Origin of the sequence: Lysinibacillus sp. VIII_CA (genome assembly GCF_049943995.1) — a bacterium.
In the GTDB taxonomy this organism is placed as follows: Bacteria; Bacillota; Bacilli; order Bacillales_A; family Planococcaceae; genus Lysinibacillus; species Lysinibacillus pinottii.
The window spans coordinates 91,679-110,206 of sequence record NZ_JBNFXM010000005.1 but is presented as its reverse complement, the minus strand read 5'-3'; the positions used below and the strand labels follow the sequence as shown (position 1 = coordinate 110,206).

The 18,528-nt window shown below is 37.2% G+C and carries 17 protein-coding genes and 1 riboswitch; of the genes, 16 read left to right on the top strand and 1 reads right to left on the bottom strand.

Annotated elements, in window-relative coordinates:
- The first annotated feature begins 69 nt into the window (after positions 1-69).
- A complete protein-coding gene (locus tag ACP3VS_RS09335) occupies positions 70-1,206 on the top strand; it encodes a C40 family peptidase (protein WP_012295877.1) in 1,137 nt (378 codons plus the stop codon).
- An 84-nt stretch (positions 1,207-1,290) separates the two neighbouring features.
- Here the strand turns inward: ACP3VS_RS09335 and ytvI are convergent, their stop codons facing one another.
- Positions 1,291-2,349: a sporulation integral membrane protein YtvI gene (gene ytvI, locus ACP3VS_RS09330; RefSeq protein WP_325882049.1), complete on the bottom strand. Its 1,059-nt coding sequence runs from the start codon at positions 2,347-2,349 to the stop codon at positions 1,291-1,293.
- A 90-nt stretch (positions 2,350-2,439) separates the two neighbouring features.
- Here ytvI and ACP3VS_RS09325 point away from each other — a divergent pair, with 90 nt between their 5' ends.
- The 15 genes from ACP3VS_RS09325 (at position 2,440) to ACP3VS_RS09255 (ending at position 18,519) form a co-directional block, all read left to right on the top strand.
- Complete coding sequence (locus ACP3VS_RS09325) at positions 2,440-2,991, top strand: hypothetical protein (protein ID WP_012295875.1); 552 nt, start codon at positions 2,440-2,442, stop codon at positions 2,989-2,991.
- Positions 2,992-3,078: 87 nt separating this feature from the next.
- Complete coding sequence (locus ACP3VS_RS09320; protein ID WP_012295874.1) at positions 3,079-3,624, top strand: glutathione peroxidase; 546 nt, start codon at positions 3,079-3,081, stop codon at positions 3,622-3,624.
- A 102-nt stretch (positions 3,625-3,726) separates the two neighbouring features.
- A riboswitch (cobalamin riboswitch) is annotated at positions 3,727-3,926 on the top strand.
- Positions 3,927-4,090: 164 nt separating this feature from the next.
- Positions 4,091-4,648: a hypothetical protein gene (locus tag ACP3VS_RS09315; RefSeq protein ID WP_031416569.1), complete on the top strand. Its 558-nt coding sequence runs from the start codon at positions 4,091-4,093 to the stop codon at positions 4,646-4,648.
- Complete coding sequence (locus ACP3VS_RS09310) at positions 4,632-5,582, top strand: ABC transporter substrate-binding protein (protein ID WP_036217649.1); 951 nt, start codon at positions 4,632-4,634, stop codon at positions 5,580-5,582. The genes ACP3VS_RS09315 and ACP3VS_RS09310 overlap by 17 nt, the downstream gene beginning before the upstream one ends.
- A gap of 135 nt (positions 5,583-5,717) precedes the next feature.
- Entirely contained in the window at positions 5,718-6,482 is a 765-nt protein-coding gene (locus ACP3VS_RS09305) for a tyrosine-protein phosphatase (RefSeq protein ID WP_031416567.1), read from the top strand.
- A gap of 149 nt (positions 6,483-6,631) precedes the next feature.
- Positions 6,632-7,987 (top strand): MATE family efflux transporter, encoded by a 1,356-nt coding sequence (locus ACP3VS_RS09300; protein ID WP_012295870.1) that lies wholly within the window; start codon positions 6,632-6,634, stop codon positions 7,985-7,987.
- A 2-nt stretch (positions 7,988-7,989) separates the two neighbouring features.
- Positions 7,990-8,823 carry a putative RNA methyltransferase gene (locus ACP3VS_RS09295; RefSeq protein WP_099805364.1) on the top strand — a complete coding sequence of 278 codons (834 nt, stop codon included), beginning with the start codon at positions 7,990-7,992 and terminating at the stop codon, positions 8,821-8,823.
- 79 nt (positions 8,824-8,902) lie between these two features.
- A complete protein-coding gene (locus tag ACP3VS_RS09290) occupies positions 8,903-9,505 on the top strand; it encodes a lysophospholipid acyltransferase family protein (RefSeq protein WP_031416562.1) in 603 nt (200 codons plus the stop codon).
- Positions 9,506-9,566: 61 nt separating this feature from the next.
- Complete coding sequence (locus ACP3VS_RS09285; protein ID WP_416277835.1) at positions 9,567-10,028, top strand: low molecular weight protein-tyrosine-phosphatase; 462 nt, start codon at positions 9,567-9,569, stop codon at positions 10,026-10,028.
- Positions 10,029-10,229: 201 nt separating this feature from the next.
- Entirely contained in the window at positions 10,230-10,949 is a 720-nt protein-coding gene (locus tag ACP3VS_RS09280; RefSeq protein ID WP_008175214.1) for a YebC/PmpR family DNA-binding transcriptional regulator, read from the top strand.
- A 71-nt stretch (positions 10,950-11,020) separates the two neighbouring features.
- A complete protein-coding gene (locus tag ACP3VS_RS09275) occupies positions 11,021-12,316 on the top strand; it encodes an arsenic transporter (protein ID WP_036162377.1) in 1,296 nt (431 codons plus the stop codon).
- Between the two features lie 76 nt (positions 12,317-12,392).
- Positions 12,393-14,141 carry a methyl-accepting chemotaxis protein gene (locus tag ACP3VS_RS09270; RefSeq protein WP_099805363.1) on the top strand — a complete coding sequence of 583 codons (1,749 nt, stop codon included), beginning with the start codon at positions 12,393-12,395 and terminating at the stop codon, positions 14,139-14,141.
- Positions 14,142-14,348: 207 nt separating this feature from the next.
- Positions 14,349-16,091 (top strand): methyl-accepting chemotaxis protein, encoded by a 1,743-nt coding sequence (locus ACP3VS_RS09265; protein WP_332291026.1) that lies wholly within the window; start codon positions 14,349-14,351, stop codon positions 16,089-16,091.
- Positions 16,092-16,168: 77 nt separating this feature from the next.
- A complete protein-coding gene (locus ACP3VS_RS09260; RefSeq protein ID WP_036162374.1) occupies positions 16,169-16,744 on the top strand; it encodes a YdcF family protein in 576 nt (191 codons plus the stop codon).
- A 77-nt stretch (positions 16,745-16,821) separates the two neighbouring features.
- Positions 16,822-18,519 carry a M3 family oligoendopeptidase gene (locus ACP3VS_RS09255; protein WP_036162372.1) on the top strand — a complete coding sequence of 566 codons (1,698 nt, stop codon included), beginning with the start codon at positions 16,822-16,824 and terminating at the stop codon, positions 18,517-18,519.
- Positions 18,520-18,528: the final 9 nt, after the last annotated feature.

Sequence of the window (18,528 nt, the reverse complement as noted above, 5' to 3'; positions counted from 1 at the left end):
TTAGAATCGTTCAACAGATTACATAGAGTATTCAGAGCGAAATTGATAAATGAAGGGAAATGAAGGTACGTGGGTAAGCGCAATAAATGGCGTAAGTCGATGGTGCTAGCTTTAGCACTAGCAGGCGGCTTATTATTTAATACAATTCAACCAACAGAAGTACATGCTGAAGAAACTTCTCAACAAATGATTGAGAAAAAGGCTGAAATAGATGCACAGGTTAAAAAATTACAAGAAGAACTAACGAAATTACAACAAGAGATCGACGAAAAAGTAAAAGTATTTAAACAAGTACAAGCGGAAATTAAAGAAGTGGATGCTAGTATTGTTGAAACAAAAAAACGTATTGAGCAACGTTCTAAAATCTTAAGTGAACGTATGGCTGCATACCAAGCACAAGACAACACAGTCGGTGTTTATTTAAATGTAGTTCTTGAAGCAAAAAGCTTTGCCGATTTAATGGACCGTGTCGTAGCGGTTAAAACATTAATGGATGCGGACCAAGAATTAGTGGATCAACAAGAAGCTGACAAAGCGAGCTTAGAGCAACAAAAAGCTACATTAGATGAAAAACAAAAAGAGCTTCAAAAACAATTCCAAGAGCTTCAACAAAAAGAAAGCGAAATGGAAGTGAAAAAGGCTGAAAATGAAGCAAAATCATTAGCCTTAAAAGCTCAAATTGCTACAAAACAGGAAGAAGAGCGTTTAGAAGCAGAACGTAAGGCAGCAGAAGAGGAGGCGGCTCGTTTACGTGCTCTTCAAGCAGCAACACCAGTAGTACAAGCTACTCAAAATAACGGTGATGGTGAACAACCACAAAAAATTATCGTTGGTTCAGGCGCTGGTACTGCCTCTTCAGGTGATGCAATTTCTACAGCAAAACAATTCCTTGGTCGTCCATATGTATGGGGTGGTAATAATCCAACTTCAGGGTTTGACTGTTCTGGTCTTGTACAATGGTCTTACAAACAAGCAGGCGTTTCTTTACCACGTACTGCATCTCAACAATATTTAGCAACACAACGTATTTCTGCTGGTGAAGCACGTGTTGGTGACTTAGTATTCTTTAGCTATGGCTCAGGTGTAGCGCATGTAGGTATCTACTTAGGTAACAACACAATGATTGATGCTCAAAATAATGGTGTTGTCATTGAATCACTTGATTGGTGGAATCAATATTTAGTAGGCTTTGGTCGAATTCAATAAGCCACCATATTATATAGACGATTAACTTGATAAAAAGGTCATCTTTGTAAAGAAAAAATACAAAGATGACCTTTTTTATTGGGATTAAATTTTAAAGTTCACTTTAATGATGCCTGTTTCCTTCAAGGCGATAAAGAAAATAATGACAAAGGGTCCAATAAGCAAACCGATAATTCCAAATAACTGTAGACCAATAAACATAGCAATTAATGTTGGTAAAGTTGATAAACCGATATGTTCTCCCATCAGTTTAGGCTCGACTACACGACGAATAATGAGTAAAATAGCAGCTAAGATGAATAATTTTACAGCAATAGCTGTGTTTCCCATTAAAAGGTGATAAAACCCCCACGGTGCTAGAATAATGATGGAGCCTAAAAAAGGGACTATATCTATCAGCCAAATAATAATAGTCATCGTTATGGCGTATTTCGGCTGGATTAATAAAAGTCCAACAAGTGTAACGCCTCCAATAATGAAGCTTACAAATAAATGTGCTTTCATATAGCCTAATGTTGCATCCTTTAAACGGTTTAAAATAATTTTTATTTTCTTTGCTGTATTAGGCTTTAAATACTTATAAGTAATGCGCTTCAATTTTGGCAGATCAAGCATAAATAGGAATAGGGCAATCATATAGACGAGAAGACTGATAAATAGCCTTGGAATCTCTGAAAAGAAGGCTGAAACTTTGCTATAATTAAAGAAACTTAAAAAAGTTTCTTCAATTTTCTTTATGAAATCCATTGTGGTTTTTTGAAGCGAAGTACTAACTTCAGGTGGAAAGTCTTCAGTGTATTTAGAAATATTTTCTTGCATATGAAGCCACATATCTGATAGCTTGGAAATATAATAGGGAGCTTGCTTAGACAATAAAATTATTTGCGTCATGATCTGTGTAATTGAAATATAGCAAATAATAGAAATTATAATGACACTCACTATGTATATAAAGGCAACTGCAATTTTTCGAGACATTTTCCAGCGCCTTTTAAAGAACATGACGATCGGTTCAAGGAAAAATGCGCTAATAGCTGCTAATATTAACGGCATAGATACAGGAATAATAAAATAAGCAGCTATAATTAGTGACAGAATCACTAGCAATCGAAAAATCAATTTCCTAGCATTAAATTTATTCATAAACTCACCTTCTTTGCGAAAAAAATTAAGTTAAGTGTACCATAAATAAAGTTTAATGACGTTCTGAAACAATAAAGGTAGGGATAAATTATGGAAAAAGAGATTTTGCAACTTTTTAATAATCTAACAGAGCGTAATCGAGATATACAATATGAATCTTACGAGGAACTGATGAAAATTCTGCAGGAGCCCGTAGATTGGACATATGCAGTGTGGGAACAGCTTGTACAAGCACTTACATATAAAAATGGCCATGCCCGTGCACTTGCCGCGCAAATTTTATGTGCTTTAGCTGCAAACAGTGATCCCGAAGAAAGAGTATTGGAAGATTTTTTAAAGATTTGGGCTGTGACCTATGATGATAAGCCTGTCACGGCAAGGCATACATTACAAGCTATTTGGAAAATTGGTTTAGCAGGCCAAGTACAAAGCGATTTAGTTGTATCTTTTTTAGCCAAGAGATTTCAAACTTGTTTAGATGAGAAGCATCCTACTCTCATTCGCTATGATATTATTGTATCCTTAAAAAAATTATATGATCATACGAGTGATTCTAAATTATTAGACATAGCACATCGATTAATTAATGAAGAGCAAAATGTTAAATATAAAAAGAAATATAAGTCAGCCATCCGTTCCTAGTAACGAGATGGTGTTTTTTGTGCAAACTCTTTGGTTATTGGAGAATAGTCAATTATAATATATGAAAAAAACAAAAGGGGTTAGGGAATGAGCATTTATAATTATTTAGTACGAAAGCCGAATGGTGAAATTTTATCAATGGAAACATTTCGCGGAAAAACATTGCTAATAGTTAATACAGCTAATCAGTGCCGATTTACATATCAATTTGAAGACTTACAAAAAATGTACGATAAATATGGAAAAAATAATTTTGTCGTTCTAGGTTTTCCTTGTGATCAATTTGGCCACCAAAATCCAGAAGATGGAGAGGAAACTGCGCATCTTTGTAAAGTAAACTACGGAGTTACGTTCCCCATTTTTGAGCTTATCCAAGTAAATGGTGAGACGACACATCCTTTATTTAATTATTTAAAACATGAAGTCGATTTCCGTGAATTCGGGAAAGCAAGCATGCAGGAGAAAATGCTGGCTGAGGCGATCGTTCAATTTGCTCCAAGTTTTTTAGATGGTCGAAATATTCGCTGGAATTTTACTAAATTTTTAGTAGATGCAAGCGGAAAAACCGTAGCTCGCTTTGAGCCTACAGACTCACAGCTTGATATTGAGCAAGCAATTGAAAAAGTATTATAGTCGAGTAACTTTAATGCTATGATATCGCCTATAAAACGAGTATACTTTTTGTACGTAACTATTTTTTCCTATCAATCTATGATAAACTGCATTACAAGTGAATTATTCTTGCAGAATAAAGGTGCTTGCTAGCATAATCGGGAATTCGGTAAAAGCCGAAGCTGTTTCCGCAACTGTAAGTACAGCCATTATAAAGATTAGCCACTGTTTCGTAGGAAATGGGAAGGTTCTTTATAGCTATTATATATTTCATATAATAGCATTGTACAAGCCAGGAGACCGACCTTTATTTGAACGTATAACAACTCTTCGGAAGCTAGGAGGATATACGGCAAATACATAGGCAGTGTCGTGTTTGTATGACAATCATTATGTTATTTTCGTCGTTCCTTTGCGTGAGGAGCGACGTTTTTTTATGTACTGAACAAGCGAGAATTTTCATTTGGAAAAATGGGGGGATAGTAGATTGAAAAAAGATGCACGTTATTCTTGTTATCCTTTTATGCGTGAGAGGGCTTCAACTGTCGATTTTGAGATTCGCACAGATAGTTTAACAACGCATATAGGGGTTGCACTAGCTGTAGTGAAGAAAGAGGATGTCCAGGCTGTTGCAGATGATTTAATGCAGATTTTACCTATGGCTTATCATGTTAATGGCTCTGTTCGTGGAAAGCTAGCAGTTACAGATGAAGATCTATCCTGGTTAAGTGCGCGCTATGATTTTTATGTTCGTCATGTGAAGGATGAGATTCAAAATTTTGTTTTACCTCAAGGAACAGAGGCGGCGGCTGCTCTACATCTTTGCCGTAGTGAGGCGAAAAAATCGTATCGAACTTTACACAAGGTTTCAGAAGAACAAGAGGTGCCGTCTATTCTCTTTGATTATTTAGGCTTATTAGCCAATGTATGTTTTGTAATGGCTGTCTATATGAATCAACAAGCCGGAATAGCTGAAATTCCGTTTATGAGTAAATCCTATCCAATGAAAAAGAAAAAGGTGAATAATAATGAAGAAACTATTTAATTTACACTGGCTATCGGTCTTATTGCTAGCGCTCGTTTTAGCAGGTTGTGGTACCGCGGGAGATACAAAAAATAAGGATGTGTCTCAAGATGAACAAAAGATTGAGCAAACAAGTTATAAAGTAACCGATGATCGTGGTGTGGAAATAGAGTTTAAGGAAGTGCCAAAAACAGTTGTGTCTTTACAACCTAGTAACACAGAAATTCTATTTGCACTAGGGGTTGGCGATAAAATTGTAGGTGCCACTGAATATGATACTTATCCAGAAGCAGCTCAAAAAATCGAACGTGTTTCTGATACTGTGAATTATAACAGTGAGCGAATTATAGCGTTAAAGCCAGATGTTGTGATTGCGTATACGATTGGTAAGAAGGATGCACTTAAGCCACTCGAAGATGCAGGAATTAAAGTGTTTGTTATTCAATCAGCGGCTACATTCGATGATGTATATGGAGATATCGAACAAATTGCTGCCGTTATGGATGTGAAGGAAAAAGGAAAGGCATTAAACGAAGAAATTAAAGCAAAAATCGCTGATGTGAAAACAAAGGTTAAAGAAGTAAAAACACCCAAAAATGTTTATTTAGAGATTAGTCCAAAGCCTGAAATATATACAGCAGGCTCTAGCACTTTCCAACAAGAAATATTAAATACGGCAAATGTAAAGAATGTGTTTGCAGATTTAAATGGCTGGAAGCTAGTATCTGAGGAAGATGTTATTGCGAGAAATCCAGACGTCATTTTAACAACAGTCAACTATACAGAAAATCCAATTGGAGAAATCCTTGCTCGTGATGGGTGGAATACGGTATCAGCTATTCAAAATAAGGCAGTTCAACCCCTTGACACAGATATCTCAAATCGCCCAGGTCCGCGTATCGGTGAAGCAGTTGAGCTAGTTGCTAAAGCTGTGTATCCAGAGTTATATAAATAAGATCGTAGAAAATGCTAGTTGTTTATTACAGCTAGCATTTTTTATTTTATTACCTAGTGTGAAAATTGGTATTCATGTAGTTTGTTCGATAGAATAAAGATAAGAACACTTATTAATATAGGGAGGTGTAGTTCAGTGAAGCAAGTACAAAAAAATATTTCGTTTGAGGCCGTTTATAATTTCCGAGATATGGGGGGGTATCAAACGAGAGATGGGCGTGTTATAAGGGAGGGCTTATTTTATCGCTCCGCCGCACTTGGTAAAATGACATCTACAGATAAAGAATTATTTGAAACATTAGGTATTAAAACAATTTTTGATTATCGTGACACGAATGAAGTACAACATAACCCTAATCCTGTATTTCCACAAACTCGATATATTCAAATCCCGGCGAAGGGAAAGCATGCTTTTGAAATGCCAACAAATACAGGTGGTAGAGAGTTTTATAAAGTAGTTAACGCTGATATGTTCAAGGACTTTTATGCACAAATGCCTTTCCATAATCCCTCTTTTAAGGAATTAATGTTGACGATACAAAACCCTGATAATTTAGGACTAGTCCATCATTGCGCAGTTGGAAAAGACCGAACAGGAATTGGCGGAGCTCTTATTCTATTGGCTTTAGATGTACCTGAGGAAACCATTATGGAAGACTATTTAGATACGAATATCCATTTGCGTCCCATGGTAGAAAGAATGGCTCAAACGATTGAGCACCAATATAACGAACAAGAATTACAGCAATTTTATGCTTTAATGTCTGCTCGTGAAGACTACTTACAGGCAGCACTTGACGCTATGGATCATCGTTATGGCTCAAAGACAGCCTTTTTGGAGCAGGAGTTTGGCCTAACAGCCGATAAGCGTGAGCAATTACAGTCCTTTTGCTTAATTTAAATAAAAACCCTTTCACAAATTTAGTGAGAGGGATTTTTTATGTGGAAGCGCTGTCTTCCTATAAATCTCTTTACAGTCTGAAATTTTATGATAAGATACAATAGATTTTTAAGAAAAGTGTAGGAGAAGTGAAGGTATTGGCAGACACAATGAAAGGAACGAATAAGTTAAGTCTATTCCATTTAACATGGCCTATCTTTTTAGAAGTATTTTTATTTATGTTAATGGGACTAGCCGATACTTTTATGCTTAGTGCTCTATCAGATAATGCTGTATCAGGGGTTGGTGCAGCAAATCAATATATTCATATCGCTATTTTAATTCTTGAGGTAGTCGGCAATGGTGCGTCCATCGTTGTATCACAATATTTAGGTTCAAAACGTTTTTTTGAGGCAGCGAAAATATCCGCTCTAGCAGTCACAATGAATTTGGCAGTTGGACTTATAATGAGTGTTCTATTTTTCTTCTTTGCTAGTCATTTAATGTCGATGATGAACTTGCAAGGTGAAGTACTCCATTATGCTCAAAGTTATTTAGTTATTATTGGGAGTTTTATTTTCCTTCAAGCAATCATTAATGCCCTTGCAGCAATTATTCGTGTTCATGGTTGGACGAAGCAGACGATGTATGTATCACTTGGCATGAATGTACTGCATGTTGTACTTAATTACGGCTTAATCTTTGGAAATTTCGGATTACCAGAGCTTGGTGTAAAAGGTGCAGCCATATCCTCAGTGATTAGTAGAGGATTAGCGATGCTCGTATTTTTCTGGTTGCTTTATCAAGTGATGGAAGTACGAGTAAAGCTACATTACTACTTCGAATATTCTAAGGAATATGTAAGAAAAATTTTAAACATTGGTTTACCGTCTGCCTTTGAGCAGGTTCTTTATCAGTTTTGCCAGATCATATTTTTATATTATGCCACATATTTAGGGGCAGAAACTTTGGCGGCGAGACAATATGCTATGAACATATCTATGTTCACCTATTTATTCGCTATTGCCATTGGGACAGGAACGGCCATCATTATCGGCAGGCATGTAGGTGCTGGAGAAAAGGACGAGGCTTATCATCAACTATGGAAAAGTGTCCGAGCAGCATTTATTTTTACCATTATTATGGTTGGTGTAGTGACCATTTTCCGCAAGCAGCTTATGCATATTTTTACAGATAACCCTGAGGTCATAGCTATCGGAGCATCTGTTTTGGCGTTAAGTATAGTGCTAGAGACTGGTCGAACGATGAATATAGTCGTCATTAACTCCTTACGTGCCTCAGGAGACGCAAGGTTCCCTGTTAAAATCGGTTTTTTGTCGATGGTTTGCATGAGCCTCCCATTAGGTTACTTTTTTGTATTCGTCCTCGATTGGGGTTTGGTAGGTATTTGGTTAGCTATCTCTGCAGATGAATGGGTAAGGGCAATTATTGTATACTTTAGATGGAAAAGCCGAAAATGGGAGCGTTTCGCCCTCATTTCACCGAATGAACAGAAGGAGGAGTAGCAATGGGAGCACTATCAAAACGTGCAATAGGAGCAGCATTGATAGATCAACATATCACACTTTTTGCATGCCCTTTATGTCAGCAATCCATGCACGTCTATGAGCAGGGGAGACTCGTTTGTTCTGCCAATCACTCGTTTGATATTGCCAAGCAGGGCTATATCAACATGCTGACACAGGGCTCTACTTCTAAATATAGTAAGGATCTTTTTGAATCTCGTAAGGCTGTTATTGATAGCGGGGTTTATGATATTGTAGAAGCAAAGATTGGGGAGCTTATTAATTCTGCGAATACAGTGCTCGATACAGGTTGTGGAGAGGGATCGCATTTAGCCCGTATTATGAATGAGAAAAAGAATGGAGTAGGCATTGGTATTGATATAGCTAAAGAGGGAATTTTGGCTGCGGCACGTCATTATCCACAGCAAATTTGGTCTGTTGGCGATTTAGCGAAGAGTCCTTTTTCGCAAGGCAGCTTTGACGCTATTTTAAATATTTTATCGCCAGCAAATTATCAAGAATTTAAAAGGCTTCTTGCGCCTAATGGCTGTATTGTAAAGGTGGTGCCACAAAGCGGCTATTTACAGGAGCTGCGTGCTCAATTATATGCAGATTCGAGCAAGGAAACATATTCTAATGAACAAATTGTTGCTCGTTTCCAAGATAGTTTTGGAGAAGTGAATGTAGAACGTGTCACCTACACGTTGCCACTTGCTAAGGAGCTTGTACCTGCACTACTGGAGATGACACCGATGGGCTGGCATAAAAAAAATGAGACAGATATAGTTTTAAATGAAATTACGATTGATGTAGATCTATTGGTTGGAAAGATGTAAGATGGTCACCTACAATTGCAGTATACGGATCTTTTCGATTACAATGGGAATAACTATTGAATAAGGTAGGAATGTAACAGTGTATAAATTAGTAGCAAATATTGTTAAAGTAATATTAAAACTAATGGGTTCGAAAGCTCGTGTATATGGAGAAGAAAACTTGCCAAAAGAAGGTGGATATATTATAGCTTGTACGCATACAGGCTATGTAGATATTTTAAACCTCGGCGTTGCCATGTACCCTCAGGAAATTCACTTTATGGCAAAGAAGCAATTATTTGAAATGAAGGGTCTTGGTTGGCTTATTGAACATTTAAATGCCTTCCCAGTGGACCGTGATAATCCTGGTCCAAGTGTTATTAAAATTCCTTCACAGTTATTGAAGGAGGGAAAAGTAGTTGGGATATTCCCATCTGGAACACGAAATGCGGAGGGAACGGACTTAAAGCAAGGAGCCATTACAATTGCTCAACTGGCAAAGGCGCAAATTGTTCCAGCTGCTTACGTTGGTGCACGTAATATAGGAGATGTCATGAAGCGTAATAAAGGCTATTTAATTTATGGCGAGCCGTTTTATGTAACAGGTAAAGGAAAAGAAGGGCGCGAGCAATTCACTCAACACCTGGAACGTGAACTGGTCGCTTTAACAGAAGAATTACAAAATCGTATTGCAGTAAAATAAAATGAAATGGCACTCAGAATCACATTGATTTTGGGTGCTTTGTTGTAGGAGGATAATCGTAATGATACAAGTACTTTTTGTTTGCTTAGGCAATATTTGTCGTTCGCCAATGGCGGAGGCAGTTATGCGAGAGCTAGTGAGGAAAGAATGTTTAGACGATATAATCGTTGTGGACTCTGCGGCTACAAGCTCATGGCATATTGATGAACCTCCTCACCAAGGCACACAGGATAAGCTTAGAGAATACGGTATTTCTACAACGGGAATGCTAGGTAGACAGCTACAAAAGTCTGATTTAGAAAAATTCACATACATTATTGGTATGGATGAAAGTAATATTCGTAATATCTGGACGATATTGGGGAATCCGTCTTCACCAAAGGTTTTTCGTTTTTTAGATTTAACAGAACATCGAAAAGATGTTCCTGATCCTTATTACACAGGGGATTTTCAAGAAACCTATGATTTAGTGCTAGAAGGCTGTACGGCATTGCTAGAAAAAATTAAAGAGGAATTGTTATAGAAGGATGCTAAATAGCGTAAATTTTTACAGCAATTGCTACAGAAAAAATAAGCATAAACATTGGTATATCTAGCTTTGTAAGCATCATTATGTTATTATTTGCAGAGTAAAGATACGATAAGTATTTAATTACCATTTTAAGATGTGCAACTGCATATCTATCATTTTTATAAATCTATCCTTTGAAAGAGAGTGGAAACAATGGGTCGTAAGTGGAATAACATTAAAGAAAAGAAAGCGTCTAAAGATCAAAGCACTAGCCGTATCAATGCTAAATTCGGGCGAGAAATTTATGTGGCAGCTAAATCAGGCGAACCAGATCCAGAGTCAAACCGTGCACTTAAAGTGGTGCTTGAACGTGCAAAAACATATAGTGTTCCTAAACATATTATAGAAAAAGCCATCGATAAAGCAAAAGGTGGCGGTGACGAAAATTTTGATGAATTACGTTATGAAGGTTTTGGTCCAGCCGGCACAATGATTATCGTAGATGCTTTAACAAACAATGTAAATCGTACAGCATCTGATGTACGCGCAGCATTTGGTAAGAATAACGGGAATATGGGTGTTAGTGGATCTGTCGCTTATATGTTCGATTCTACTGCAGTTATCGGTTTAGAAGGTAAAACAGCTGATGAAGTACTAGAAATTTTAATGGAAGCAGATGTAGATGCTCGTGATATTCTGGAAGAAGAGGAAGCGGTTATTATTTATGCAGAACCGGACCAATTTTTTGCCACACAAGAAGCATTAAAGGCTGCTGGCATACAAGAATTCACTGTAGCTGAGCTTTCTATGCTACCACAAACGGAAGTAACATTAACTGGCGATGATGTTGCAAAATTTGAAAAACTAATCGATGCATTAGAAGATTTAGAAGATGTACAAAATGTCTTCCATAATGCTGATTTAGGCGAATAATCCAATATATTTATTTATCGAGTAAACCAGTAGCACATAAAGCTACTGGTTTTTATTTAGGGGGTAAAACCATGCAGACTGCATTAGCGATTATTTTGTTTTTAGTGACTTTATTTTTTGTTATTGTACAGCCACGTAAAATATCAATTGGTTGGTCAGCCTGTATAGGAGCTGCCATTGCACTGATAATTGGGGTAGTTACATGGCAGGATGTTCTAGAAGTAACAGGAATTGTTTGGAATGCAACATTATCATTCATTGGTATTATTTTAATTTCACTTATTTTAGATGAAATTGGCTTTTTTGAATGGGCTGCACTTCATATGGCACAACTTGCTAAAGGGAGTGGTTTACGTTTATTTGTTTATATTGCTTGCTTAGGTGCAATAGTATCAGCGCTATTCGCGAACGATGGGGCGGCATTAATATTAACACCCATTGTTTTAGCGATGGTTAGAAAACTGAATTTGACTGAAAAAATGATTTTTCCATTTATTATTGCTAGTGGCTTTATAGCAGATACAACATCCTTACCTTTTGTTATTAGTAATTTAACAAATATTGTATCAGCAGATTTTTTTGAGATAGGCTTTAAGGATTATGCAATTCATATGGTGGTACCTAATTTCATTTCTTTAATAGCAAGTATAGCTGTACTTTATTTAGTTTTTCGTCGTTCTATACCACAGTTCTATTCTCTTGAGGCAGTTGAACAACCAAAACAGGCGATTAGAGACACGAAATTATTTTCGATATCTTGGTATGTAATAGTAATTTTACTAGTGGGATTTGTAATCGGCGAAATGTTCCACGTTCCAGTGTCATTTATTTTATGTAGTGTAGCAGCTGTTTTTTTATGGTTGGCAAACCGTAGTGCTTTTGTAGATACAAAGAGAGTTATCAAAGGGGCGCCGTGGAATATAGTGTTCTTTTCCATTGGCATGTATGTGGTAGTCTATGGCCTGAAAAATGTGGGGATGACAGGTATGCTAGCTAGTTTACTAGAACATGCTGTACAGCAAGGATTTGTACTAGCGACCATTACTATGGGTTTTGTAGCAGCCGTTTTATCAGCAGTCATGAACAATCTTCCAACTGTCATGATTAATGCACTAGCGATTTCTGAAACTAGCGCAACAGGCATGATGAAGGAGGGACTCATTTATGCCAATATAATTGGCACTAATTTAGGCCCAAAGATGACGCCAATCGGCTCACTTGCGACATTAATATGGCTTCATATTTTAGCTCAAAAAGGGATTAAAATTAGCTGGGGGCAGTATTTTAAATTCGGCATGATTCTTACCATTCCAACATTATTCGCTGCTTTAATTGCTTTAGTCATTTGGTTATCGTTATTAGCATAGTTTTATTGTCGAAATAGTGAAAATAATAGTACAATAGTAAATAGATTAACTTAGTAGTATGTTAAAGGAGGTAACTATGCGAGCAACAGGTAAATTAAGTAATAGAATTGTGTTAATGTCATTTGTGATGTTAGTAGCTTTGTTAGCATTTTTTATTGTCACAACAATCTATACAGCGAAATCATCTGTCAATAAAACAATGGGGGCACAGGCTGTCGCAGTAGCAGAAAACATTGCGAAACATTTAAACCCAGAGGAGTACGAACAATTATCTAAGGACCCAAGGGAATCCAAATTATATTGGCAGCTAAGAGAAGAACTAAATGAATTACGTGAAGTAAATGGGGTCCTGTATGCCTATACTTTCGCTGTTCCACAGGAAGATAAAAAAGTTCGATTTTTAGTCGATGGTATGCCAGCGGACGACGAAGAAAATGCGGGGGTTATAGGAGAGGAGTCTGCTTCGACATTATATAAAGATATTGAAAAAGTAATGGATGCAGGGAGTTATTATTCTGATATTTTACATAGCGGTTTTGGGGATTATTTGTCTGGTACAGTACCATTAAAGGATGCATCAGGAAACATTGTGGCGTTTATAGGGGTAGATATAGAGGCTAACGAGGTAAGTGGTGTAGCAAATGCTGTACTGACAGCCATTTTGCCAGCATTAATTATAGTAATTTTAATTTTAACCGGAATTGTCATGCTTATAATGTACCGTTACATAAATCGAGCGCTTAAGCCATTAGCGAAATTAGGAGACGCAGTGACAAGTTTTGCACAAGGAGATATAGCGAAGGCAACAATGGAGGTTGAAAAAATCCAACTCAAAGGGAAAAATGAAATCTCTATTTTTGCCCAAGCCTTTCAGGAGGCCCTGCAAAAATTAAAAGAAACATTCCAAACCATTCAGCAACAAACATTCACCTTACAAAATGTGGTGAAAAAGATTGATGAAACTACACAACATGTTGAAACATCAAATGCTCAAATTGCTGATCGTATTGTTGAAATCGCTGCTGGCAGTGAGCAACAACAGCAAAATAATCAAGAAGTTGTATTAACGATGAATGAAATGTCGATTGGTATACAACGACTGGCCGATACAACTTCTGAGATTGCTGAGTCATCTTCAACAATGACAGGTCTAGTGGAAACAAGCGTGAATCATTCTCAAGAGGTCGTATCTCAAATTCAAAATGTGGAATCCTCTGTTTTACGAACGGCTAAACATGTTGAGGAAATGGGGGATAGATTCGGTTCAATTGAAGAGATGGTAACGATTATTACGAGCATTGCAGACCAAACCAACTTATTGGCATTAAATGCGGCGATAGAAGCGGCAAGAGCTGGAGAAGCGGGTAAGGGGTTTGCAGTTGTTGCAGATGAAGTGCGTAAGCTAGCTGAACTGTCTAAAGCATCTGCGGATGAAATACATACACATTTGAACAGCTTTAAGACCATTACAGAACGAGCATTACATGAAATGTCTGGAAGTTCCATAGATGTACAAGCAGGTAATAGGGCTGTACAACGTATCGGTGAAAGCCTAGAAAAAATATTAAAATCAGTTGTTGAGGTAAACAATAAAATTCAAGATGATTCTGCTGTTATTGAAGAAATGTCGGCAGGCTCTGAAGAAATATTAGCTACTACAGAGCAGATGAATGATATCGCTCAGCATAGTGTGCAAGGAACAAAAGAAGTAGCAATGGCTTCCGACTTACAAGTAACAATGGTTTCCGAACTAAATGAGGTTGTAGCAATGTTAGATCAAACATTTAAAGAGGTTACTAAAACAATTAATACGTTCAAATTATGATTATTATAAACTATTTTTCTATGAGGAAAAGTCTTGTAGATAAATAGTTTTTTTATGGTATTTAATAGAAGAATAAAAAAATATAAAGACGAAATAAACCAAATAAGAAGAATTAATTTGCGTTTTATCCATTGCGGAAACTTCCAAATCATAACATAATATAAGTTAATATACTCTTTGGAGGAGAAGAATTTGGGGGTCTAAAGTATGAAGTTTTTACGTTCAATACAGGGGAAACTAGTCGCTATTTCATTGGCACTACTAATTATTCCAAGTTTAATAATTGGCGTTGTTAGTTATAGTAAGGCGAAGAATGGTATGGAGGATATTGGGGAGCAGGTCATTTATAATAGTGTTCAATCTGCTTTGCAAATAATCGAACTCGCCAATGAAAGTGTTGAAAAGGGAGATATACCTTTAGATGTAGCACAGGAACGGGTACGCGAGGCTTTCTTGGGCCCGAAGGATAGTGAAGGAAAGCGGCCCATCAATTATCCAGGTGACTTGGGGGAATATGGTTATATCTATGTATTAGATAATAAGGGAACACTAACAACACACCCTACTCGGGAAGGTGATAATCTGTGGAACGATCAAGATAGTAGTGGAAATTACTTTATTCGAGAAGTAACTGATAGAGCATTGGATGGTGGTGGTTTTACGGAATACGAATTTGAGCTACCAGGTCAGAATGTATTGGCGGATAAAATAATTTATTCAGCAAAAGATCCACATTGGGGATGGATTATTGCATCAGGTACATATATGCAGGATTTTAATGCCGAGGCAAACTCGTTACTATTAGTCATTGGATTGACGTTAGCGGGTGCCGTTATCATAGGTGTCATTGTTGTCATCTTAGTATCTAGGCATTTGGCATTACCAGTCAAAAAATTATCGCAGCGCGTTCGCGAAGTAGCCAAAGGGAATTTAACTGTAGATATTGAACATTTACAGCGTTCGGATGAAATTGGTCAGTTAAATGAGGGCTTCAATGAAATGGTTGATCAACTAAAAACACTAATTTCAGATGTAGAAGAAGCAATAGTAGAAATTCAATCGACATCTGCGAATTTAACAGCAGTTGCTGAAGAAACAAATGCTTATGGCGATGAAATCGTTAAAGCTATTAATGAAGTTTCGATTGGCGCCGTAAAACAAGCATCAGAGGCGGAAGATACAAATCGAACAGCTACTGAGTTTGCTCAGCAAATTGAAGGATTACATGATAAAAATGAATTAATATTAGATGCATCACAACATATGCAAAAGTCAAATGAAGAGGGTATCGTTAATATTGCTAGCTTAAAAGATAAATCACAGGAATCTTCAATGCTTATTCAGAATATTCGATCTGTTTTTGCGAGTTTAATAGTGAAGGTACGAGAAATTGAAGGGATTGTAGGGACCATTACGGAGATTTCTGAACAAACCAATCTACTGGCTTTAAATGCATCTATTGAGGCCGCTCGAGCAGGTGAACATGGCAAAGGATTTGCTGTGGTTGCCGAGGAAGTACGAAAGCTAGCTGATCAAACATCCGTAGCAACAGAGCTAGTTCGTACTACCCTGAAGGGGATTGAAAGTGAAACAAACTTAGTCAATGATGAAATGCAAAAAACTCACGTCATTGTAGGTCAACAAAATGATTCTGTCATGGTAACAGAATCATCCTTCAAAGAAATCAAATTGGCTGTCGAAAAAATCATTTCAATTATTGGAGACATGACTGATGGCGTAGAATATGTAAACAGCGCTAAGAATGATATGATGAAATCCATTGAGAGTATTGCTATGATCAGTGAAAAAAATGCGGCTGCTTCTGAAGAGGTGACAGCGTCGGTAGATGAGCAGCAACGCGCGATTCAGCTTGTTAGTGAATCTTCCAATGATTTAACAGATGAGATTACTGCGCTGCAGGAATCTATTAAACGCTTTATTTTAAGATAAAATTATGGAGGGTGCTTGATATGCGAGCATCCTTTTTTCTGTATTCACGTTAATAAAAGGTAAGGGAGGGTTTATTTGTGAAGAAATGGATAATTAGAGTGAGTGTTGTTCTAATCGTGATAGCCATTGTCCTCTATATTTGGTTGGGGAAAGAAATCGAACGTGGAGTGGAAGCAAATGCAGATGGCTCTGCGAATTATATGATTATACTGGGAGCAAAAGTAAAACCAGGAGGTATACCATCACTTTCATTAAAAAGTAGACTAGAGGTAGCTGTTCAATATTTAACAAAGTATCCGCAAGTGAAGGTCGTTGTGTCAGGGGGACAAGGACCAGATGAAGATCGAACGGAGGCATCTGTTATGAGGGATTATCTCGAGCAAAATGGCATTGATGCTTCGAGAATCATCATGGAGGATCAATCTACTTCCACTTATGAAAATTTAGTATTCTCTAAAGAACTTTTACCAAAGGAAACAAAGAAGATTACGATTGTTTCTAATGACTTCCATTTAAAACGTGCGAAATATCTAGCTGAATCTTTAGATTTTGAGGTAGATGTAGTGTCAGCTAAGACACCAAAGTCAGTAGAAGCTAAACTAAAAATAAGAGAGCGAGCGGCATTGCTAAAAACATATATTATAGGTTATTAAAAAATTGTTTCTTAATAGCTAAGATTTGACATATAATAGAAATATCACGGGGTATATGACAGAAAGAGGGGACTTCAATGAAAACATTTAAAGACTATGAGTACAACCGTCCAAATGTTGCAGGGATGAAAGAGCAACAATTAGCACTCGTCGACCAATTTCAGAAGGCGCAATCGATGGACGAACAAAGTAGCATCATTGAAAAATTAAATGGTATCAGTAATGACTTTGCTACAATGGCTAACCTAGTGTATATTAGGGCATCTATCGATACAAACGATGAATTTTATCAAGCAGAGCGCGACTATTTTGATGAAGTTAGTCCTGAGCTAGAAGAAGTAACAACAGAATATTATAAAGCATTGATTGCCTCACCTTTCCGTGAGCAACTAGAAGACAAATGGGGTCAACAATTATTCGATCTAGCTAACTATCAAATTAAAGGGTTCTCACCAGAAGTCATTGATTTGATGCAAAAGGAAAATAAGCTAGCTTCTGAGTATAATAAGCTTGTAGCATCTGCACAAATTGAATTTAATGGTGAGACTTTAACACTTGCTCAGCTTGGACCATTTGCGGAATCTACTGATAGAGCTACGCGTAAAGAAGCAACAAATGCACGATTTGGTTTCTTTGCCGAGCATGAAGGTGAATTTGATCGCTTATATGATGAACTTGTAAAAGTACGTCATGAAATTGCTGTAAAACTTGGCTATAAAAACTATGTTGAGCTTGGTTATATTCGAATGAATCGTATTGATTACAACGCAGAAATGGTAAAGAAATTCCGTGATCAAGTTCGCGATTTAATTGTTCCTGTTGCGACAAAGCTTTATGAGCGTCAGGCGAAGCGTATTGGGATTGACGATTTAAAATTCTATGATGAAGCGCTGAACTTTTTATCAGGTAATGCAACGCCAAAGGGTGATCCAGAATGGATTGTGGCGAATGGTAAAAAGATGTATGAGGAGCTATCGCCTGAAACGGGAGAATTTTTCAATTTCATGATCGATCATGACCTTATGGACCTAGTGGCGAAGAAAGGGAAAGAAAGTGGCGGGTATTGTACATTTATCGAAAACTATCATTCACCGTACATTTTCTCGAACTTTAACGGTACTTCAGGAGATATCGATGTGTTAACACATGAGGCTGGACATGCCTTCCAAGTGTATTCAAGCCGTAACATCGGCATTCCTGAATACTTATGGCCAACTTACGAATCTTGTGAAATCCACTCGATGAGTATGGAATTTTTCACATGGCCATGGATGGAGCTATTCTTTAAAGAAGATACAGAAAAATATAAATTTACACATTTAAGTAGTGGTCTTTTATTCTTACCATATGGTGTTGCAGTTGATGAATTCCAACATGTTATTTATGAAAATCCTACAATGACACCAGCAGAGCGTAAGGCAGCATGGAAGAAAATTGAGGAAACATATCTGCCACATCGTGACTATGATCACAATAGCTACCTCGAAGCAGGGGGCATTTGGCAACGTCAGGGTCATATTTATGCTAGTCCGTTCTACTATATTGATTACACGCTAGCACAAATTTGTGCCTTCCAGTTCTGGAAGCGTTCACGTGAAGAGTTTGAAGCGGCTTGGAAAGACTATATTCATCTATGTGGTTTAGGTGGCTCCATGTCATTTACAAAGCTTGTGAAAGAGGCAGGCTTAATTTCACCATTTGAAGATGGCTGTGTTGAATCAGTTATTGGGGAGATTGAGGCATACCTCAATTCTGTAGATGATTCGTCGTTATAACAGATACTG